At 51.9% G+C, this 19806-nt stretch carries 20 protein-coding genes; 9 read left to right on the top strand and 11 right to left on the bottom strand.

The features are described 5' to 3' along the window. Positions 1-229 precede the first annotated feature (229 nt). Positions 230-487, bottom strand: coding sequence for a hypothetical protein (locus tag E4T21_RS09190; RefSeq protein ID WP_149284707.1), 258 nt, complete (start codon positions 485-487; stop codon positions 230-232). 479 nt (positions 488-966) lie between these two features. Between E4T21_RS09190 and E4T21_RS09185 the strand changes: the two genes are divergently transcribed. Beyond that, entirely contained in the window at positions 967-1284 is a 318-nt protein-coding gene (locus E4T21_RS09185; protein WP_205423478.1) for a hypothetical protein, read from the top strand. Positions 1285-1494: 210 nt separating this feature from the next. Here E4T21_RS09185 and E4T21_RS09180 read toward each other — a convergent pair whose 3' ends face one another. The 3 genes from E4T21_RS09180 to E4T21_RS09170 all read right to left on the bottom strand — a co-directional run bounded on the left by E4T21_RS09180 (position 1495) and on the right by E4T21_RS09170 (position 3436). Further along, complete coding sequence (locus E4T21_RS09180; RefSeq protein WP_149284705.1) at positions 1495-1689, bottom strand: bacteriocin; 195 nt, start codon at positions 1687-1689, stop codon at positions 1495-1497. A gap of 431 nt (positions 1690-2120) precedes the next feature. After that, positions 2121-2864: a Hint domain-containing protein gene (locus E4T21_RS09175; RefSeq protein WP_240349343.1), complete on the bottom strand. Its 744-nt coding sequence runs from the start codon at positions 2862-2864 to the stop codon at positions 2121-2123. A gap of 326 nt (positions 2865-3190) precedes the next feature. Next, entirely contained in the window at positions 3191-3436 is a 246-nt protein-coding gene (locus E4T21_RS09170) for a hypothetical protein (protein ID WP_149284703.1), read from the bottom strand. Positions 3437-3829: 393 nt separating this feature from the next. On the opposite strand from E4T21_RS09170, the gene E4T21_RS09165 reads away from it, so the two are divergent. Beyond that, positions 3830-4000 (top strand): hypothetical protein, encoded by a 171-nt coding sequence (locus E4T21_RS09165; RefSeq protein ID WP_187775137.1) that lies wholly within the window; start codon positions 3830-3832, stop codon positions 3998-4000. A gap of 200 nt (positions 4001-4200) precedes the next feature. Further along, on the top strand, positions 4201-4827 hold the full coding sequence (locus tag E4T21_RS09160) for a glutathione S-transferase family protein (protein ID WP_149284702.1): 627 nt from the start codon (positions 4201-4203) through the stop codon (positions 4825-4827). A 679-nt stretch (positions 4828-5506) separates the two neighbouring features. On the opposite strand, the gene E4T21_RS09155 is transcribed toward E4T21_RS09160, so the two are convergent. The 3 genes from E4T21_RS09155 to E4T21_RS09145 form a co-directional block, all read right to left on the bottom strand. Then, positions 5507-7855, bottom strand: a complete 2349-nt coding sequence (locus E4T21_RS09155) for a glycosyltransferase (RefSeq protein WP_149284701.1) — start codon at positions 7853-7855, stop codon at positions 5507-5509. Positions 7856-7999: 144 nt separating this feature from the next. Then, positions 8000-8719 (bottom strand): Hint domain-containing protein, encoded by a 720-nt coding sequence (locus E4T21_RS09150; RefSeq protein ID WP_149284700.1) that lies wholly within the window; start codon positions 8717-8719, stop codon positions 8000-8002. Between the two features lie 405 nt (positions 8720-9124). After that, complete coding sequence (locus E4T21_RS09145; protein WP_149284699.1) at positions 9125-9895, bottom strand: Hint domain-containing protein; 771 nt, start codon at positions 9893-9895, stop codon at positions 9125-9127. 583 nt (positions 9896-10478) lie between these two features. Here E4T21_RS09145 and E4T21_RS09140 point away from each other — a divergent pair. Both E4T21_RS09140 and E4T21_RS09135 read left to right on the top strand, forming a co-directional pair. Continuing rightward, positions 10479-10811, top strand: a complete 333-nt coding sequence (locus tag E4T21_RS09140; RefSeq protein ID WP_149284698.1) for a hypothetical protein — start codon at positions 10479-10481, stop codon at positions 10809-10811. A 91-nt stretch (positions 10812-10902) separates the two neighbouring features. Beyond that, on the top strand, positions 10903-11466 hold the full coding sequence (locus E4T21_RS09135) for a CBS domain-containing protein (protein WP_149284697.1): 564 nt from the start codon (positions 10903-10905) through the stop codon (positions 11464-11466). 505 nt (positions 11467-11971) lie between these two features. Here E4T21_RS09135 and E4T21_RS09130 read toward each other — a convergent pair. From E4T21_RS09130 to E4T21_RS09120, 3 genes are all read right to left on the bottom strand, one after another. Continuing rightward, a complete protein-coding gene (locus E4T21_RS09130) occupies positions 11972-12190 on the bottom strand; it encodes a hypothetical protein (protein WP_149284696.1) in 219 nt (72 codons plus the stop codon). 203 nt (positions 12191-12393) lie between these two features. Further along, the gene (locus E4T21_RS09125; protein ID WP_149284695.1) at positions 12394-12912 is read right to left on the bottom strand and encodes an HD domain-containing protein; all 519 of its coding nucleotides are present in this window, start codon (positions 12910-12912) and stop codon (positions 12394-12396) included. Positions 12913-13126: 214 nt separating this feature from the next. Beyond that, positions 13127-13360, bottom strand: a complete 234-nt coding sequence (locus E4T21_RS09120) for a hypothetical protein (protein ID WP_149284694.1) — start codon at positions 13358-13360, stop codon at positions 13127-13129. An 821-nt stretch (positions 13361-14181) separates the two neighbouring features. Between E4T21_RS09120 and E4T21_RS09115 the strand changes: the two genes are divergently transcribed. The 3 genes from E4T21_RS09115 (at position 14182) to E4T21_RS09105 (ending at position 16846) form a co-directional block, all read left to right on the top strand. Next, positions 14182-14364, top strand: a complete 183-nt coding sequence (locus E4T21_RS09115) for a hypothetical protein (RefSeq protein ID WP_149284693.1) — start codon at positions 14182-14184, stop codon at positions 14362-14364. A gap of 333 nt (positions 14365-14697) precedes the next feature. Beyond that, complete coding sequence (locus tag E4T21_RS09110) at positions 14698-16137, top strand: ethylbenzene dehydrogenase-related protein (RefSeq protein ID WP_149284692.1); 1440 nt, start codon at positions 14698-14700, stop codon at positions 16135-16137. 157 nt (positions 16138-16294) lie between these two features. Then, positions 16295-16846, top strand: a complete 552-nt coding sequence (locus E4T21_RS09105; RefSeq protein ID WP_149284691.1) for a DUF2231 domain-containing protein — start codon at positions 16295-16297, stop codon at positions 16844-16846. A 493-nt stretch (positions 16847-17339) separates the two neighbouring features. Here E4T21_RS09105 and E4T21_RS09100 read toward each other — a convergent pair whose 3' ends face one another. Next, complete coding sequence (locus E4T21_RS09100; RefSeq protein WP_149284690.1) at positions 17340-17609, bottom strand: hypothetical protein; 270 nt, start codon at positions 17607-17609, stop codon at positions 17340-17342. Between the two features lie 329 nt (positions 17610-17938). Here E4T21_RS09100 and E4T21_RS09095 point away from each other — a divergent pair, with 329 nt between their 5' ends. Further along, positions 17939-19714: an SLC13 family permease gene (locus tag E4T21_RS09095; RefSeq protein WP_149284689.1), complete on the top strand. Its 1776-nt coding sequence runs from the start codon at positions 17939-17941 to the stop codon at positions 19712-19714. Positions 19715-19806 lie beyond the last annotated feature (92 nt).

Raw genomic sequence — 19806 nt, 5'->3', positions numbered from 1 at the left:
TGACGGGATGATAAACAGAAAATGATGAAGAAAAGATGAATATACTCATCTATCCAAGACCGACCTGACGATGCCTCCGTCCTTGAGTATTATCCTCACACAACAAAACAGGCAGCGCCCAATGGCACTGCCTGAAGCTACATCATTGAACTCTCGGTATCATTAAGCGATCGATATCATGAAGCTATCGTTACAGGTATCGATATTTCATTGGCTACCGGAAAAGAGCTTAAGAGAGCAGCGGAAGTCCGCCTGTAACACCGCCAGTGAGGCCACCCAGACTTCCCAACAGGCTATTCAAGGAACCCAGAATGAGCGCAGGAGTCAAGGCAATACCTGTATAGGCACTTGCGACCAGTGCGGCAGCACCGCCGAGGAGCAGGGAGCCACCCTCGATGAAGTCACCATATGCATCGTCAAAACTGATACCACCGGCTACGGCATCAATTTCATCATTATTCAGAATACGAAGTGTAGATTCAGACATGATTCCCCCTAGATTTGCGTTGCAGACTGCGATTTTCTTTTTTGAAAAGACATACAGCTTTTAAAATATTGGCGATAAGCCAGCATGAGTCAAAAATATATTGTGTTGTTTTTGAGAGTCATTGTCCTTTATGTAACTTTAGATTGTCTTTTGGAAACACCTCATGGTTTTTCTACTCACAGCGCCCAGCGCCTCATGCAGGTGCATGCATTTCTTCCACGTAACCCAAGAGACAAATCATGCGCCCCTGCATCTAGGTTTCCATTCGCAGAAGAAAAACAAGAACACCGTACTTCATATATAAGAACATTATCCTGCACAACGTTACATTACAGACCGCACTGATCTGTGAAAGCAGCTAGGGTGAAACCGGTATCTCCAGGCAAATACGTGAAGATTCAATACAATGCGCACACATGTAGACGGTCGCGCTCAGCTCAGTTCGGGTGATATCAGTGCTACTCTAATGACATGGAGCTATGAATCTAGGCTCATACCGTCATCGAGAGGTGAAGAAAGTGGACGATAAAGTGGACGACAATGCGCTGATACGAGCAGACGAACCTAGCGATGATGCCAAGTTCCTGTCCGCCGGGGACCTCGCCCATGCACAGAACGAGAGCGGCCAGCTTCTCACCTTGTTAGTTCTGAGGCTGCTGTCTGACAACCGCTACCATGTCAGGATCATCGGGGTAACCAGCCAGCATAATCAGCGCGTCAGCTTCATTGGCGATGAGATTGATGTCGACTGGGATTGCCTCTTTTCCCTGCGCAAACAGACCAAGCGCACCACCTGACAGGTCGATCATCTCAACCGATCACTTTGCTCCTGCCACGGACAGAGGGTCCTGGGTCCAACACAGAAACGGCTGCTCCCCACTACACCAGGTGACACAGTCGTGACTTGTCAGTCAGCCATACGGAGCCGGTCCTGAATTCACAGCGGCCAAATAAAAAGCTCCACTCTGCAGTGGAGCCTCTATTGACACCGATGCACCAAGATCAGCTCAGCGGAAGAAGCTGCCCAGGAAACCGGTCAGGAAGCTCTCTACCGTGTCTTCCAGCATTCCCTGTGCAAAACCCGACAACTCATCGAATGAAAACTCAGTACCATTGATTGAGATAGACGGCTCAAAGCTGAAACCGCCAGAAACGGCGTCGAGCTCATTATCGCTTAAAGTACGCATCGTTGATTCACTCATGACTTTCTCCGGAATTGGAATATTGGTGGTTCAATGCGATTATTTTCGCCCCACCAAGCTCAGGTCAATCTTGAATCGTGAAGTTGATAAGCAATAATTTACAAGGAGTTAGATGGTGTAACTGCCCTCTCGCCCTTTGGCTCTCTGCCTGAGTCATGCAGCTGCCCCACCGCATGCACTGGCACGCAGCTCAAGGAATGTCCTTTCATGGCAAGACATGATCAAGGGCACCAGAACTCCTTGGCAAATCACTTGGCGACTCGTCTTGCGCTAACCACGACACGCCCCTTCTGCTGGCCTGGCTCTGCGATTGGCGCTGGCTGACGAGTCGCTGGACAACCTCTGTCCGTAGGCGCCGTGTCTGCTGCCCTCCACCAACCAGACAGACAATGCGTCATGTCTGGCCGTGCTATAGATCATGCAATAGAGGCTCAGGCCGTCTTGGCAATCTCAGGTACAGAATCCATGTCGATACCAAGACGCAGGCGCAGGGCCAAAGGCAACAGGCGGCGTGCGGAGATGCGATGCCGCGGCATTTCGACGATTCTCGTCTCGTTGCCATAAAGCGCTACATATTCAGCGTAGTTATCGAATGCCTTGCGCTCGATATAATCGACGTAGGTCTCCGCTTCAGTGCCATTGGCAAGGATGACTTCATGGTTTTCTGTCTCGATATGGTAATACGTCACCGTATCGGGCAGCTCATTCCACGAGACATAGTCAATCGTGCCATGGTTGACCAGTGCGCCGGCATTGATGACCAGCCCATCAATGATGACACCGTGGCTGGCGGTGAGAACGAGGTCACGGTTCGGCTTGCCAGGCTCCAGGGCACCTGCGCTGATGCGCACGGGGCGAAGCTTTTCACTGCCTGAAGCCACAGGACGGAAGGTCTGATGACCAATCCATTTCACTGCAACCTGCTCGCCACTCGCGGTCATCACCCGATCACCGATAGACAACGTCTCCACTGCCACTTCACCATCCGGTGTGGCAATCATTGAGCCCGCCGCAAAACAGATTCCAGCTTCTTCAAGCGCGTCTTGCACTTGTTCGGCAATATCCCCTACGGCGTCCTCGATGGCAGGCAGAAGTTCTTCCTCAATCACGTCTTGGATGTTCTCGACGACATCTTCAACGATGTCCTTGATGATATCCTCGATGCTTGTACTCATTGTCATGTCTCCTCGACTGGGTTGGCCTATGGATTACCGGATCACCGGAATTACCATGGGTTATCGTTAAGTGTCAGACCCCCTATCTCAGGATGACATTCATTGCATGTAACTATTTCAAATTACTGCACGACTTCATCCTGGATGATCCTAATCAGGATCGTCTGACACCGCGCTTCGAGTTCACTACGCCTCGAACTCCTGCCTTGTCCAACAGACTTTGTTGTTATCAAGCCCGTCAGGCAGGTTGTTATTATTTTTCAAATAAAACAGGCAATGCTTGATGCATTGCCTATTTCCACCCATACATAACAGGGGCAGGCTGATTAAGTATATGCCTCGCTCGGAAGCTCCCAGCCCAAGGTTCCCCCCAGAAGGCCACCCAATGAGCCCAGGATCAATGCTGGCGTCAAAGCGATGCCAGTATAGGCTCCTGCAATCAATGCACCTGCACCTGCACCCAGTAAAGCCCCGCCTTCCTTGAAGTCTGAATAGGCCTGATCAAAACTGATACCACCAGCGACCATACCAACTTCGTCTTCACTCAAAGTACGAATAGTAGACTCAGACATTACCTTCTCCCATTCCTGCGTTGATCATGGTTTTTAGAGCAGTGACAGCTAGTCAACTATTGTTTGGCAAAGCCATTTCGTCAAACAAAGTTTGTATTATCATGAAACAGTGCTTATCTAGTCTGAAACAACGAATTACAATATGACTCAATGCACCATATAAACACACTTTCCTCTATTCTCATGCGTCCTGAGCATGCGTGGTGCACCAAAAACACGCTTCTTGCGGACTTTCCACGGCAATGACCTGATGTATCGCAATCCCCGGCACCACCACTCCCCCCGCCAAGAAGAAAGATGGTTATAGAGCTGTCGAACAAGCGTGCTGCGACATGGCTAACATCATGTTACATTGCATGCTAACAATCCCCTGGCATGACGATGGATGCTCACATGTTAAAAAGCCTGCTCATCTGCTTTTCCTTCCTTGTCGCCCAACTGGTGCTGCTGAACCACATCGATAACAGGATCAATGCCTCGAGCCAAAGTGCTCGCGAAATTGTTTCTGCACCCCATGCTGCACAGCGAGAACGCAAGGACGATGAAAAATTGCCGACTTCGTGATACTCATCGAACCTGATCGGTAGCCGGCAATAATGTCGATACCACGGTGGCTCGTTCGACCCTGACAGTGAATGACATGTACCAAAGCACGGCATGTGTCATGCAAGGGGTCTGGGCTACGACGCCGAAAAACGTGCGGTCAGCTACTTGGCCAGATCCTTCTTTCACCATGAATAGAATCTGGTTACAGGAGCATCACAATGAAGCTGTATGGATTTGGTCCAACGCGATCACTCCGTGTTCTTTGGGGCTTGGAAGAGCTGGGCATAGAATGCGAGTTCATATCGGTCAACCTCGTCAAGGGCCAGCACCTGCATCCTGACTTCCTCCACCTCAACCCGGCAGGAAAGGTCCCGGTTCTGGTAGATGACGACCTCATTCTCACAGAGTCCGCGGCTATCGTCCTTTATCTAGCGGAAAAGCATCCCGATAAAGGATTACTGCCTGCAGGCTTGAAGGAACGGGCGCAAGTCTATCGCTGGATCATGTTTGCGATGACAGAGCTCGAACAGCCCTTATGGAGAATGGCACGGCATACCATGCTGTATCCGGAAGACAAGCGACTACCTGCTGACATCGAGCTTGCAAGACAGGATTTTGTCGATATGGCCGCTATACTGGACCAGCACATGGAAGGACGACGCTTTATCGCAGGAGACAGCATCACGGCTGCAGATTGCGTGACAGCTTATCTGATGGACTGGGCCAATGAGCAAGACTTGCTGGCCGATTGTCCTTATCTGCTTGCTTATCTGGAACACATGTATAAGCGCCCCACTGCACCGCCACGCATCGCGCAAGCGTTCACAGCGATGGAGAGAAACTAGCTATCCGGAAAACAGCTTCGCCGCTTTCCGGATAGCTTTCCTCTCTACTGGCCCCGCTAGATTCGCGGGGCCATGTATGTATTCATGTCCATAAACCCCACGAAGGGATAACGCTCCTGGTGCTCATTGGGCAAGTATTGCCAGCCTTATCAAGCACCTACCCTCCAAGCAACCGTCTTCCTCCCAACGGTGCAAAAAATACCGCCCCCCAGAAAATTAGCCTGCTACTGGCCTTCTCTTTTCCGAGCCCCCTTTCCCATACACTATTCATCCTGGTTCTCGCTGGGACCACGCAACCTCTCCATTTCGACTTCAAAGCACAAACGGGCTGCGGTGGCACGGGCTTCAAGCTCTGTAGCGAACCTGGCATATACGTGATGACAGGAATTTCGCATATCGACTATTAACCACTCGCGGTCGGGCGTGTTAGGCGATAACGGCCTCGACGTCACTCCATAACGGGACAACATCTGCATTTCCTCTTGCACATGGCAAGGGAAATCAGTAGCACAAAAGAATTAATGCAGTCACCACGCATGATAAACAACCGGCAAAAATGTACGACATTCTAAGATTACTTAAGCATTAGCCGGGTAATTCCTCATTCTAATGAAAAAGAACTACCCGACTTCAGCTTCCGCAGAACACGGCGCATGGCAGCAATGAGAGCTGCAAAATGCTAGCCGCGCTCATCCCCAGTGAAGAATGACGTCATATCAACTCCGGTCGTGTTGGCGGCATTCCAGTAGCCACGAGTTTTCTTGTGCGGTAACTGGATATGGATCTGAGCCTGTCTGCGCAGTATGTAGTTTGGCCGGATGGCCACCTTCTCTTCCGGTCGTGAAGGCTTGGACGCCTTCAGATAGCTGGCAACCGCGCGTGTCAGCAGCCCAGGTCCCGTCTTGCTCCAGGTATTCTCATTATCGCGCGACAGCAGTGCTTCAGCTGCCATCTCGGAGGCTCGCACAATCGCAGGATGTCCTGGAACAGCCGCAATGACGTTATTGGCCAGGATATTGAAAGGCTCTTGAAAGCAGACCAGCCCCACCCCTGCAGGAATGAGCGCATTCCATTTGCCACACATCCGATCATCTGCATCAGCATAGACACCACCATAGTGGCGCAGGTAGCAAAGACGCAGCAGGTCAGCCCCTTCCGCAGTATTATTCGCCAGCCTGAAGGCACGTTCGTAATCAGCCCCGAAAGTGTCTCTCAGGAAGGTACGTGCCTGTTGGCTATCGAAGCGAACATACTCCACATTCGGCAGACTGGACCAGGATTGCATGATCTCCATCACGGTCTCGGGCGGAGTACTCTCATTCCAGTACTGGAACACCCGACGCGGTATCAGGCGCTGCCCGGTATAGGCAGGTGAAGTGGTGTGTTCGGAGTGACGCTCGATCACGGTGCTAGCGGCATGGACGTAGCGAGCCGCCAAATAGTCATCGTATTCACCTGGTGGCAAGGCTGCCTGTTCGTGGCGATACAATGCCAGATCACTCATCAGGCTTCCATGTAGGGAAGTCGAAAAATGACCAGAAGTAATTCGATTGTTCATCCCTCGACGCTGGGCCTCTGAAATGAGGGACCGTGCATCATCTTCTCGTCCAAGCGTGATCAGCGTTCGCAGACGCATGGCGACAATCCCGTTGTCAGGGATGTAGTCACGAGCCTTTTCGAGCTCCTGCCTTGTCGCGCGCAAGCGCCCGCTCTCCAACAGGCTGTGAGCTCGCGTCTGAGTAAACTCATTGTGTCGAGCAGCGGGAATCGGCGTGGAGAGCACTCTGCGCGCGGCGTTGGGCCGACCAACATCCATCAGCAGCTTGGCATGCAACAAGCTGAGATTAACCTCATCAGGCCAATGCCTGCGGCAGAAGCGAAGATAGCGCAAGCCAAGCTCAGGATTGCCGAGTCGCAGGAAACGAGCAAGCTGAAGAGCTTCCTGAGGGGAGCGCCGCTGGCGTTTATCGCGACGCAAACGATCGAGCGCCATATGCGGCCCATCCACCAGCAGCGCAAAATCTGCCGCAACCGAAGCCTGCTGGGCCTTCGGGATATAGCGCAATAGACGCGATGCCACCACATCAGCCTGTTGGCTACCCAGCGAGGTCATGGCTTTGCGAAAAAGCGCTAGAGCGACGGGGCCCCGGCGTGGGCCACTATCCAGTATCCCGGCGAGAGCTCGATGTGCGACTTCTGTATGCCCCAAACGCTCGGCTTGCCGGAACAGCATCAGTTGATCTTGTTCCGGCAGTTGGTCGACTCGGTCTCCCAGGAGCTCCAAGGCCTCCTCGCACAAGGATGCAAGTTCCGAAACCTTGGCAAACTTCACTGCCTGCAGGAGCTCCGCTGCATCAGCGGATGAAAGCAATGCACTATCGCGCACTGTCGACAACAAGTCGGGTAATGGAGACGGCTCTTGACCGTCAGCTGCTACATTGGCCAGATCCATCCGTACGACGCGGGCCTGGCGATGTTGCGGATGATGGTGTCGTAGATGTTCAAGCAGTCCCCTCGCAGCACGGAGACGACCATGATTGCGATAGAACTCAGCAGCAGCCAGCAGCACATCTGGCTGGTCCGCCCAATGCTTGCGTAAGCGCTTCAGCACTTTCAATGCTGGCAAGGTGAGTCCAAGCCGCTGCAGGAGATTGAACTTCAAAAGCCGTGGCCGAAAGTCGTCGGGCCAACGCGAGATGGCTATATCAAGGCGTTTCAAGGCCCTGCGAGGACGGCCAGCCGCTGCCATGGACTGGGCAGCAAGCACAAGAAACTCGGCATCATTCGGCTGTGCCTTGGCAGCTCTTTCCGCTCGCATTCTGGCGGCAGCGACCTTGCCCTGACGCAAGGCACTTCGAACCCATAGGCGCCGCACGCCAGGATGAGGGCTACCCGAACGCATGGCCTGGACAACCAGCATTTCTGCCTGGTCCAGGTCTCCTACTGTCATGGCGCGTTGTGCCTGCTGGAAAACACGCTTTTTCTGCTCGGCATCCCCTGAGCGGCTTTTTACCGTTACATCGTCCATAGCTGCACTTGCATCAACCTGTCATTGTACTTTCGACACAGAGGTACATTGACAAAGATCACCGGCCAGAAGGGCATGAACCGTATCCGGCCGGTGCTTTGTCGGTATCACTCTCGTGAACCTTCAGGCCTTGCCAAATACTTATTAGGCAGTCTTGGCCATCGGTGCTTCATTCAGCTCGATACCGAGGCGCTGACGCAGGGCCAGGGGCACCAGGCGGCGAGCCGAAATACGGTGGTGCGGCATCTCGACGATTCGCGTTTCAGTACCGTAGAGCGCCACGTACTCGTCGTAGTTGTCGAACGCCTTGCGCTCGATATAGTCGATGTAGGTCTCTGCCTCAGTACCATTGGCAAGAATGACCTCATGGTTTTCTGTCTCGATATGGTAATAGGTCACCGTATCGGGCAGCTCATTCCACGCAACGAAGTCAATGGAACCTTGGTTGACCAACGCACCTGCATTGATGACCAGCCCATCGATGATGACACCATGGCTAGCGGTCAGAACGAGATCGCGATTCGGCTTGCCAGTTTCCAGAGCACCTGCGCTGATGCGCACGGGCTGCAGGTTCTCATCACTGGAAGCCACGGGGCGGAAGGTCTGATGCCCGACCCACTTCACGGCCACCTGCTCACCACTCGCCGTCATCACCAGATCACCAATGGCTAGTGTTTCCACTGCCACTTCACCCTCAGGTGTGGCAATCATTGAGCCTGCAGCGAAACAGACAGGGGGCTTGTCATCATGCGGATTGCCTGCATGAGGAGGTTTGCCCGGTACGCCAGCATGAGGGGGCTTGCCCGGCACACCAGCATGAGGGGGCTTGCCTAAAGCCTGACCATTATTTGTTTCGTTAGCCATAATGTATTTCCATCCTTAGTTTGCTCATCAGGGTTATATATCGGCGCAAACTCACTTCCATTTTTGTATTGAGAACATCACCGGCTCAACGGCTGAATGAAGCACTCAACAAGAAGTTATTCATCTGCGCCGAGGATACCCTAGCATCAATTCTTCCATGCTCTGCTACAGATTTCTTGCGCCTCGAAGACATAATCAGCAGTGGCTAAGAATACTTGTGGCATACGATATACTTGTATCTACATGACTGTATATTAAGGAAAACTTGTGTAACAAATACCCTATAATTCTTCTTCCGCATTACAGTATTGTCATAGATTAAAAACGAGTCAAACACCGGTCGAACAGACATATGCTGGATGTCCGACCGGCGCTTTCATACAGCGATTTCTACTCGACCAATAGTTAAGCTGTCTTGACCATCAATGATGAATCATCCAGCTCAATACCGAGGCGCTGACGCAGGGCCAGGGGCACCAGGCGGCGAGCCGAAATACGATGGTGCGGCATCTCGACGATTCGCGTTTCAGTACCGTAGAGCGCCACGTACTCGTCGTAGTTGTCGAACGCCTTGCGCTCGATATAGTCGATGTAGGTCTCTGCCTCAGTACCATTGGCAAGAATGACCTCATGGTTTTCTGTCTCGATATGGTAATAGGTCACCGTATCGGGCAGCTCATTCCACGCAACGAAGTCAATGGAACCCTGGTTGACCAACGCACCCGCATTGATGACCAGCCCATCGATGATGACACCATGGCTAGCGGTCAGAACGAGATCGCGGTTCGGCTTGCCAGTTTCCAGAGCACCTGCGCTGATGCGCACGGGCTGCAGGTTCTCATCACTGGAAGCCACGGGGCGGAAGGTTTGGCGCCCAACCCACTTCACAGCCACCCGCTCACCACTCGCCGTCATCACCAGGTCACCAATGGCCAATGTCTCCACCGCCACTTCACCCTCAGCCGTGGCAATCATCGAGCCTGCAGCAAAGCAGATGACAGGAGGAGTAACAACCGGAGGGGTCTCGACGGGCGGGGTTTCACTGGGAGGGGTTTCGGTTACAGGAGGCGTTTCACCGACAGGAGGCGTCTCACCAACAGGGGGAGTCACTTCTGGCGGAGTCACAGAGGGAAGAATCTCTCCCAGCTCTGAGTTGTTCGTTGTTTCATCTGCCATGACTATTCTCCATCCACGGTTAGTACCAGGGGTCCAGATATTTTGAACGGCAACATTTATCCATTGTATTTGCACGCAACATGCATGCGTGAGGTTGCAGAAGATCAATCACTATCCTTTACAACCAATGGCAACCCTAGCACCTGTTTATTTCGCACCTATCCTGGATTTACCACCTGAAAAGATGTAACAAACCAATCCTAAGTAAATTTGCGTGCAAAATATATATTATCCATATATATCAATAAGTTGACATGTAAAAATAAGATCATTTACTATCTGTCACACGATTTTTAGTCGGATTTCCCTTCACACAGAAAAGTCTATACACCTGTCTTTACATGTTTGACATTTTAGCCAATAAAAGCCTGAAAACCGCACAACAAAATCAGCAGTAATTAACTTTTTGAAAGACTCATTCATACCGTTTCAGTCACTTTGTTCTTCATATCACTAATGTTCTATTCCGCATGTCCTCTTACCTGATGACACCAAGGGATACGAGCTTGAGATAATGTAGCCTGCATGAAACCCTCTTGTGCTATTTCGATCAGTGCTTTAGCGTGAAAGGGCATGGATGCGCATGTCGCGCGTCCACCAGGAAGGATTGCTGCCCTTGTTGCAACGTGTCCTGACCGCCTGTCTGACGGCTCTGCTCTTCTGGGTCATGCTACCGACCGCATTCGCGGGCGAGGAAGACGCGCGCGTCTCCAGCAAGGCTCTGACAGCATCCACATATGACAACGCCTTCACGACGACGGCACTATCCGACGAAGGGAGTGAAGACAGCGAAGCGCTCATCGGTTTCGCTCTCCCAGCCTCCTGGTCCGCCAGGGCAATAGGCAATGCATTACGCCCTCCGGCATACCGCAGCCCTCACCGCACGGGCTATTCCATCCGCGCTCCTCCGCAATAGCTTCTGCCCCCACCTGACGTCCGGCTTTTCCCCAAGCCGGTTCATGACAGCCGCCCCATCGTGAATACGTGGGCGGAGCAGAGGCTGCTATATGAAAATTTTGCCCTTATCAAGACTCAACACTGCAGACCACTTGGTTACTCCCTTGGAATTCGACGATATTGAGCAGGATTCTCCTGCCCTGAGTCTCATGACAGACTTCCGTCAGCACCGCCCTCATACTGTCAGTGCTGAGACTCCGGCACTCTGGGTAGCCCGGTTGATGGCTACAGAGGAGGTGGATGGCAAGCTGGTCATCGACCATCACCGCAATCTGATTGGCTTATTGACCCTGGAGCGCCTCTCCGAGCAGAGTCTGCTCGCAGCACAGGCAACCTTGAGTATTAACCGAGAGAGCCTGACGGCTGCCGACCTGATGCTGCCTCGTGCGGCCATGCCTGCGCTTGATTACAAGGATCTGGCAAAAGCCACCGTTGCAGATCTGGTGAGCACTTTGCAGGAAGCTGGCGAACCCTACTGCCTGGTGCGGAATGATGAATACCAGCAGATCCGTGGGCTGATCTCTCTGCGAGAGCTTTCCGAACGTCTTCATCAACAGCTAGCGCTCAAGCCAAAGTCCTCGGTTCTCAAGGTCCTGAGCCATACCCTCAACTGAGCATTCCATCTCTTGCTGCGAGGCAGGCGGGCCCATGGGCCCGCTCTTCTTCATATGGTATCCGCCACACAAAACCTGTAAAAATCCCCACCTAATATCGCCACTTTCCTACATCTCAAATCAGCGATGTCTTACAGCGACACCACCAACACTAGACTAAAGTAGATGCGTGACGTAGAAGGCTCACCAAGGATGGGGACCTACCAAGGATGGGTATCGTGCCAAGGATGGGTACCGTGCCAAGGATGGCAGCCGCGTCACGACAGGACGCAATACTAGCCCGCCATGGATGGCTCTTGCCCCTGATGTGTGTCTCCCGCCTTTTCTGGCAACTTCCTATATTCGCCATTCCTGGCACATCATCTCCAGGCGTTGCTGCCATGATGGCCACCTGCGTACTTCCTGGAGTTGCATAGTCACAAACAAACAGGCAATGCCATCTGGCATTGCCTGGAGACCGGTTCAGAAAATGCAGCCCAACCGGGGTATATCGAGAACCAATCAATCAGAACAGCAAAAATCCTGCTCCTGTACCTGATGACATGCCTGTACCAACGCTGACGGACACATCTGCCCCGGCACTGGAAGTGACATCGGCTTCGGCACTGGATGAGACATCCACACCTACACTCACTGAGACCTCCGCACCGGCTGAAACCGTGACACCACCAGAAACCGCATTGACTTCATCATCACTTAAATGACGCATAGTTGACTTGCTCATTGTGCCCTCCGAACCTGCATAGGTGTTGCTTATTGTGGAATGGTCAATCAACTATTGTTGAGGCATCAGTCCAAGTCAAACTCAGATTGTTTGATTCTCAAATGATCAATGTTCATTGGTAACTTCATGCAACCAACATGTTTAGCAGCTATCACAATCACCCTTCGGGGAAGGCCATTGAAGAGGCAGCCAAGGCATCATGGTTACCGATAAAAATCATCTACCAGCGCTCTTGCCTGAGCATATAGCCCTGCATCACCAGCCTGCATGCCCCCCAGCAATGCCTGCTTCTCAGCCATGTAGATCTTGGCGAACCCCGGGTCTCTATCCACAATGGAGCGGGTGTTATCTATCAGATCGGCATACTTTATGGTCTGAGCCTGTGACGATATACGCGCCAACCGTTCCCTTTCCAGAGCCTTACGGTGGGCACGGTTGCCTAGCTCGGGGTCAACATAATGGTCAGTCAATTCGAGTACGTACCCTGAGATTACCACCCCGAATTCAAACATGATGTCATCATGAGTCACTGAAGTGTCTTCCACTACATCGTGCAAGTAGGCAGCCGCGATCATCTCCTCACTCACCCCCGCTACCTGCACGACCAATTCAGCCACTGCCGCAGGATGATGCCAATAGGGCTCTCCCGTGTATTTTCTTTGCTGACCTACCGCCTGGTGGGCTGCTCGGCTATACAAGGCTGCTCGATCCATCAACTTCATGCAAGTTCCTCACCGCAATGAAAACCACTAGCAGAGATGACACATCCACAGCCTATGCACAATAAAAAAAGACAATGCCAAGAGGCATTGTCCAAAGCATGCGAGAGCATACCTACCAGGGAAACACGCTAATGAAAGCCTTTTTGATGACATTTCACCGTGACAACTGCATTGTCAAAAATGCCCTATCATCGGCCTGAGACATGCCAAGGCCTTATGAGAAACTGGCAAAACCTTCCAGAATGTCGCCGAAACTGTCAACAAAGTTCAAAGCAAATGTTGGGCTTAGTGCTGTTGACGTATAGCTTCCTGCCAGCAAGGCTCCAACAGCAGCTCCCAGTTGACTTCCATAGTCTATGAAAGACTCATAAGCCTGATCATAAGTTGCACCACCAGAGACCATGCCAATTTCTTCTTCGTTTAAGGTACGAATCTCAGATACATTCATGATGTTCTCCAGAATATCAATTAATAATGGCCATGCTGTTGGACCCATAAATTTTCTTGGCTACCACAATATTGTCGAGCAGAGCGTCCACGTCAATCATTAACTGTTTAGTTTTAGAAGAATACTTTCCATCATGTAACATAAAATTATTTTTATAAAGAAAAAAGTAAATAACATGCAGCATATAATTCTCTTTATCACTTTATTAAAACAACAATTCTTAGCCAAGAATTATTACACCAAGGCATTCACCTCATGCAGGTTTCCATATATAGAGAAAATTTCCCATATATACGTATCGTCATTATCTTACATGTTAAACAAGAGATTTCTTACATACCAATCTCTTGTAATCGTCTAATATAGCAGATGAATATTCTGGTATCCCTTCAGATATTCCCTGCGAACCTTACCCCGGCTGAGGCCGGGGTCTTTTATTCTGCCCAGTCTCACGCAAGGGTTCCGCCGCACATCGCAAGTGATATGCTGGTAGGTGCTGTCATCGAGATACTTCACGTGCTGCGGGGAGGTTCGCCTGACCTGCCATGCCGAAAACCATCATAGAACAACTTGATGTCTATACATATATTCACATCATGTTAAGGCAAGGCATGCCTCAACAACATGCATAGACAACACTATTTGACAAAAATAAACCATCGGAATCATATTTCCCCATAGGAAATACTTTTAGAAAAAATCTTTCTCTCACGGCCTCCTTGACTCACCACTTATTTACAAAAAATGTACAGATTTAACCCTATATCAGCCTACCATGGACCTCGCAGGTCAAAACTATTGATAAAGCTATGGAGGGTGTTATGTCCGTTTCTACAATTCGAACGCTGGACACTGCTGAAATCGATGCTGTTACCGGTGGCAATAAGTACAGCCTTGAGCTTTCTATCCCGGACTTCAACTTTGAACCCATTCTCGAGTTCCTGGACACGGAGTTTTCCATCAACTTCAACTTCAGTGACATCAGTCTGGACTTCAACTTCTAAGAGCCTCTGATCTCAAGGAAGTGCGCGCAACATCCGTTGCGATATCTGTTACAGCGAAGACGATGCATCAATGCACATCATGCTACGATGCATCGTCTTTTTCATTATAAGCTGCATAATAGAACTGATATCTTTCTTCACACCTACCAAACCGATCTTTTACTCTCTCTCCTACTCTCTCCCCGGTCCTCTCCCAATATAATGCACTCGCACTTGGCTTTTTCACCACTTTCTTGACCTGCATCACAAATGCTCTTAAGACACATCAATCCATCTCTCTATCGGGCCTAGTCTGAAGAAAGCGATATCTCCTGCTTGCTGCAGGGAGGCCATATGAAACGCCTTGATGAGAGCACCATTCCCTGGCTGGTACTTGGGCTGCCCATCGCGCTGGGACTTTCATGGATCACCCACGGCAACGGGGTCGTCGGAGATGACCTCGAGCGCAACATATCGATACCTGCAGAGTTGACCATGCCGCTGCAGGTACAAGCCGCTTATAACGACACCCAGATCTTCATTCGCTATCGTTGGCCCGCAAAACGTCCTCATATCTATCACGACATGCTGCGCTACGAGGACGGCAAGTGGATACGTCATGGAGACTCCACGCCTGGACCCAACCCGGAAGGTGTCTATGAGGATCGGATTGCCATGCTACTGGATGACGGGAGCGTTCCCGAATTCGGTCGTTATGGCGGCTATATCACTATTGGCGACCAGATGCGCTTCTTCAGTAATTCAGCAAGTTCTGAAGAGGTCGCACAGCACCCCTATCTCGGCCAGAAAATGGGCCATCAGGATGTTCGCAAGTACCTGCCTGCGACTCGAAATGACCAGAATGACTGGCGCAGTGTCGTTGACAGCAAGCTCCTTGCGGCTCAACGCGAGGCCGGCTACTTCCTGGACCTATGGCACTGGCGTGCAGGGCGCTCCAATCCCATCGGCAGTTCGGATGACCAATGGGTCGGTGAATATCGCAACAGTGACGAAGGTGCGGGCCCTTACACCACCAATTGGGATAGTGACAACAATAGGCCTCTCTGGATGTTCAATCCGCAAACCACCGGGCAACGGGCCTTGCGCTGGGAAGATGTGATATCGGACCAGGTCGATTTCGACAGTTTCTACTATCTCTCCGAGAATATCGCGACGGATTTCGATCCAAGCCACCAGTGGCAGAACGGTGATGTCATCCCCCGCCGCCTGCTACGCCCTCCTCAAGAATCCCGGGGCAACATCTCCGTCCATGGCCAGGCCCGCTGGGGGAAAGGTTTCTGGGACGTGACACTGGTCCGAGATATGGATACCGGCAATCCACTGGATGACAAGATTCTGAAGGAACAAGGTCTCTACGACATCGGCATTGCTGTCTATCGCAATGCCACTGGCAGCCGCTGGCACTATGTTTCCCTTCCGCACTCTCTGGGGTTGGGTCGAAAAGCGGATATCCAGGCAACCGTCTTTTCTGGCAGCTCGCCAACCTGGGGCAATGCTTGGTTCAAGATGACGCTGTTCTACCCGGGGCAAGTGAGCTGGCCTCTGCTTACCAGTACAGCCCATGCCGGTGCCAAGGACATCGCCGAAGGCACTCCGGTGCGCGCTCGCCATAGTGAGGAACAGTTAGCTCACTATGGTGTGGAAATGGAGTTCAACAATGCCATCACCACCCAGTGGTGGATGACCCTGATTGCCGGACTCATCGTCATGCTCGGCGTGACGATCGCCTTGCTACCCGGCTTTCGTTCGACTCATGAAGGAGACATCCCATGATCAGCATCCATGATGTGCTCATCTACATTCCATCGTGGTTCTGGGCACTATCTACTCTCATGGTTCTGTCCGGTTCCTGGCTCGCCAGCCGGGTAACCAATACTCGCCGTGTCCCCGTCCGGTCTGACACTTCTACCCCCCATAAAGGGCATCGGCCATGACCGGCATGCACCACATGCTCGTCCATTTCCCCGTGGGGTTCTGGGCGCTGGCCAGTCTGATGATTCTGGTCGGCGCTCTGCTCCCTGGCCGAATTGCCGAGCTCTGCCGCGCCACCCTGCTTCCAGTGTTGATCCTCGGTTTGCTCGGCGCACTGGCTGCTATCATTACGGGCTTCATGATCTGGCCATTGGAGGCCAGCACTCACAGCCCCTTGGCGCGAAACCATATTCTGATGTCTCTATGGTCGCTTGGCGTCTTCAGCATGATCACTGTACTCGTCTGGCGAGCTCGTCGTGCCGCATTCGATGGCAATCGACGCTGGGCATTGGTGATTCTCGCGCTGCTCGGAGTATTTCTATTTGCCGCTGCAGGCACTCTAGGAGGGCATCTGGCTGGAGCTCCAACCATGTACTCCGAAGCTCTGGGGCTGATGGGCTGGGAGGTCTACACCACTTTCTACAGTCCCCTCTGGGCTATTATCATCATGCTGTTCATCGCTCTTGTCCTGGCACTCCAAAGGTTCTGGCAGCGCTTTTTGCCTTTTTGACATCGGAGCCGAAAAATCCTTTCATCGAAACCGGCAGAGCAGCAAGCTCACTGTCTTTCCTTCAAACCAATACAGGCCCCTTAATAAAGGGGCCTTCTGCATATGCACTGATATACCTCTATTGTGGTAGGACAAGTTGATCAAATGTCGCCCCCACTTTGCATCATCACTTTCGAAGGTTACTCTGAGACCCAAAATATACTGCTGCCAACAGAAGCCGCAGCTTTCGACATATCGAGAATACAATACGCAGAGAACACAGAATGAAGTTATGGATATGGACAACCATGGGAGTGATGATTGGCATCATCATGGGGGTTGCAATCGAGGTCTGCTTAACTTTCTAGATGTGTATATCAAATCACGCTGCATGCCTTTTGCTCTCATGAAAAGCCTGGCCAAACGACTTCATGAAACAAAAGAAGGCAATGCCTCCAGGGCATTGCCTTCAACTACATGATATTCCAGGTGCTTGAGTGACGCTCCAGAAGGCTTATGACAGGAGCGGCAGCCCTCCTGTCACGCCACCTGTAAGACCTCCTGTCAGCCCGCCTAGACTCCCCAGCAGACCAGTCAGAGACCCGATGATGAGAGCAGGTGTCAGAGCAATACCCGTGTAGGCGCTAGCAATCAGGCTAGCCGCACCGCCACCGAGCAGAGCACCACCTTGCATGAAGTCGCTATAAGCATCATCAAAGCTGATACCACCGGCAACCACGTCGATTTCATCGTTACTCAAAACACGTAGAGTAGACTCAGACATAACCCCTCCAGATGCTGCGTTAGTATTAATTATTTCTGGACCGCATGATTGACTATTGCCGACGCCACTGCAGACGTCAAACGGATATCGTTCTGTTTTAAATCATTATCTTTCTTTTCGTAACGTGACGTAACTTGCATCATGCTTTTAATATCATCCACTGCACATGCATCATAATCCCCCTACACTCTCGCCTAAGGCCAACCATTGGCGATGCTGATTCCGGCAGCCACTTATCTTTTTTCCTGATAAGAATATCTGGATTTAATATTTTTGGTTATTAGGACACCCAGTACTCTTGCCCTTTCCCAAGCAGAAGGTAAATGGACATGGAGTGGCAAGGCTGGGTGTCTCTTGCATTGATGGCAAGCGCATTGCTGACATTGGTTTTCACCCCGATCAAGCCGTATCTGGTCATGATGGGGGTTCTGACCATCTTGAGCCTATCCGGCATCCTGGATAGCAGTGCTGTACTTGCTGGGTTCAGCAATTCCGGCCTGATGACCGTCGCTGCCATGTTTGTGGTCGCAGCTGGCATGCACGCCTCAGGTGCCGCGGACATGCTCGTCAACCGAACACTGGGAACCCCCAGAAATGAGCGTACGGCATTGCTACGCATTTTCGGCCCGGTCACTCTGCTCAGTGCTTTTCTCAACAACACGCCAGTCGTCGCGACCATGATCCCGGCCATCCATACCTGGTCGCGCAAGATCGGTATTGCACCATCGAAGTTGATGATCCCTTTAAGCTATTGCGCCATCCTTGGCGGAACCCTGACCCTGATCGGCACTAGCACCAACCTGATCGTCAATGCTCAGTATCAGAGCCTGACCGGAAACGATGGCTTTGGAATCTTTGCTATTACGGCTATCAGTCTTCCTGTGGCTGCGGTTGGCCTTTTCTTTATCTGGTTGTTTTTCCCTCGCTGGCTGCCCAATCATGAAAGCCAGTCGGCGTTTGCCAATCTTCGTGAGTTCACCCTGGAAGTCACCGTCGCACACGATGGACCATTGGTGGGAAAGACCATCGAGGCCGCCGGACTCCGTCACCTCAAGCGTGTCTATCTGGTGGAAATCGAGCGTGATGGTAACGTGCTCGCAGCGGTTTCCTCGGAAGAGCGACTGCGCGGAGGTGATCGCCTGGTCTTCGCCGGGGACACCGAATCAATTTCTGACCTGCTGCGAATCCACGGTATCGTGCCATCTGCCGAAAACGGCCATTCACAGGCATTGATGAAACAGCGACCTGAACGCTGTCTTGTCGAAGCTGTCGTCTCTCCCCATTGTGCTGCTGTAGGCCATGCCATTCGTGATGCCCGCTTCAGGGATCGATATGGCGCTGCTGTACTGGCCGTCGCCCGAAATGGCGAACGAGTTCGTGGCAACCTAGGTACCATCAGACTCGAAGCAGGAGACACCCTGCTGCTGGAAGCGCGCCCCGCTTTCATCAGCCGCCAGCGCTACAACAAGGACTTTCTCCTGGTCAGTGACCTGGATGCAGAAACGCCGCGTCATGGCCGAGCCTGGCTGGCCTGGGCAATCTTGATAGGCGTCATATCCTTGGCCAGCTTCGGGGTCATCAGCATGCTCAATGCCGCTCTTGTCGGCGCAGGCCTCATGCTCATGACTCGCTGCTGTTCGATCAGCCAGGCTGAGCGTAGCCTGGACCTGAGCGTGATCCTGACCATCGCCGCTTCCTTCGCATTGGGGAATGCACTCGAGCAAACCGGTGTCGCCGAGTACCTGGCATCCAGCATCATCAACCTCAGCGGAGGGCATCCCTGGCTCTTGCTGGTACTGACCTATGTCACCGTATCACTGCTGACGGAAGTCATTACCAATAACGCTGCTGCCATTCTGATGCTGCCCATCGTACTGCAACTGACTGAACAGTCAGGATTGAATAGTGAGCCTTTTGTCTTTGCCATCATGATGGCTGCCTCGGCCAGTTTCGCGACACCACTTGGTTACCAAACCAACTTGATGGTCTACGGCCCGGGAAACTATCGTTTTGCCGACTTCCTGCGTGTTGGCCTGCCAATGAATGCCATCGTGGGTATAGCGACACTGACAGTATTACTGCTTGGATGGCCACTGGGTAAATAGTCAAATGAACCACACAAACCACACAAACCAACCAGTTCGACAACATGTGTTACCACATATGACAATTAACCAACATCCGGATGTGGGTTTCT

Origin of the sequence: Halomonas binhaiensis (assembly GCF_008329985.2) — a bacterium.
Classification (GTDB): domain Bacteria; phylum Pseudomonadota; class Gammaproteobacteria; order Pseudomonadales; family Halomonadaceae; genus Halomonas; species Halomonas binhaiensis.
The sequence above is the reverse complement of the archived record's forward strand: the minus strand, read 5'-3'. Positions and strand labels throughout refer to the sequence as shown.

Excerpts from the sequence above, each read along its gene's own strand:
- E4T21_RS09190 (WP_149284707.1), bottom strand. The coding sequence starts at position 487 with ATGTCTGAATCTACACTTCGTATTCTGAATAATGATGAAATTGATGCC.
- E4T21_RS09185 (WP_205423478.1), top strand. The coding sequence starts at position 967 with ATGAATCTAGGCTCATACCGTCATCGAGAGGTGAAGAAAGTGGACGAT.
- E4T21_RS09180 (WP_149284705.1), bottom strand. The coding sequence starts at position 1,689 with ATGAGTGAATCAACGATGCGTACTTTAAGCGATAATGAGCTCGACGCC.
- E4T21_RS09175 (WP_240349343.1), bottom strand. The coding sequence starts at position 2,864 with ATGAGTACAAGCATCGAGGATATCATCAAGGACATCGTTGAAGATGTC.
- E4T21_RS09170 (WP_149284703.1), bottom strand. The coding sequence starts at position 3,436 with ATGTCTGAGTCTACTATTCGTACTTTGAGTGAAGACGAAGTTGGTATG.
- E4T21_RS09165 (WP_187775137.1), top strand. The coding sequence starts at position 3,830 with ATGTTAAAAAGCCTGCTCATCTGCTTTTCCTTCCTTGTCGCCCAACTG.
- E4T21_RS09160 (WP_149284702.1), top strand. The coding sequence starts at position 4,201 with ATGAAGCTGTATGGATTTGGTCCAACGCGATCACTCCGTGTTCTTTGG.
- E4T21_RS09155 (WP_149284701.1), bottom strand. The coding sequence starts at position 7,855 with ATGGACGATGTAACGGTAAAAAGCCGCTCAGGGGATGCCGAGCAGAAA.
- E4T21_RS09150 (WP_149284700.1), bottom strand. The coding sequence starts at position 8,719 with ATGGCTAACGAAACAAATAATGGTCAGGCTTTAGGCAAGCCCCCTCAT.
- E4T21_RS09145 (WP_149284699.1), bottom strand. The coding sequence starts at position 9,895 with ATGGCAGATGAAACAACGAACAACTCAGAGCTGGGAGAGATTCTTCCC.
- E4T21_RS09140 (WP_149284698.1), top strand. The coding sequence starts at position 10,479 with ATGTCGCGCGTCCACCAGGAAGGATTGCTGCCCTTGTTGCAACGTGTC.
- E4T21_RS09135 (WP_149284697.1), top strand. The coding sequence starts at position 10,903 with ATGAAAATTTTGCCCTTATCAAGACTCAACACTGCAGACCACTTGGTT.
- E4T21_RS09130 (WP_149284696.1), bottom strand. The coding sequence starts at position 12,190 with ATGAGCAAGTCAACTATGCGTCATTTAAGTGATGATGAAGTCAATGCG.
- E4T21_RS09125 (WP_149284695.1), bottom strand. The coding sequence starts at position 12,912 with ATGAAGTTGATGGATCGAGCAGCCTTGTATAGCCGAGCAGCCCACCAG.
- E4T21_RS09120 (WP_149284694.1), bottom strand. The coding sequence starts at position 13,360 with ATGAATGTATCTGAGATTCGTACCTTAAACGAAGAAGAAATTGGCATG.
- E4T21_RS09115 (WP_149284693.1), top strand. The coding sequence starts at position 14,182 with ATGTCCGTTTCTACAATTCGAACGCTGGACACTGCTGAAATCGATGCT.
- E4T21_RS09110 (WP_149284692.1), top strand. The coding sequence starts at position 14,698 with ATGAAACGCCTTGATGAGAGCACCATTCCCTGGCTGGTACTTGGGCTG.
- E4T21_RS09105 (WP_149284691.1), top strand. The coding sequence starts at position 16,295 with ATGACCGGCATGCACCACATGCTCGTCCATTTCCCCGTGGGGTTCTGG.
- E4T21_RS09100 (WP_149284690.1), bottom strand. The coding sequence starts at position 17,609 with ATGTCTGAGTCTACTCTACGTGTTTTGAGTAACGATGAAATCGACGTG.
- E4T21_RS09095 (WP_149284689.1), top strand. The coding sequence starts at position 17,939 with ATGGAGTGGCAAGGCTGGGTGTCTCTTGCATTGATGGCAAGCGCATTG.